Genomic DNA, 201 nt, shown 5'->3' on the forward strand with positions numbered 1-201 from the left:
TATATTAATGCAATTAATGAACTCCGTAAAGAAAAGAAAGTTACTAATCAAAAAAAAGCTCAAAAACATCAAGAAAAACAGAAGAATCAAGGTAACTTGCAAAATGAAAGTAAACTAAAACCTAATCTATCTGAATTAGAACTTAATCTTTTAGAATTAAAATCTAATATTTCTAAACTAAAACCTAAATATCTATCTATC

1 pseudogene is annotated in these 201 nt (G+C 23.4%); it reads left to right on the forward strand.

Features of this window, described 5'->3' with window-relative positions:
• Positions 1-201: pseudogene (locus MR107_RS31330) on the forward strand (hypothetical protein); the annotation flags it as partial.

It is taken from the genome of Bacillus cereus group sp. BfR-BA-01441 (assembly GCF_022663075.1).
Taxonomy (GTDB): Bacteria; Bacillota; Bacilli; order Bacillales; family Bacillaceae_G; genus Bacillus_A; species Bacillus_A cereus.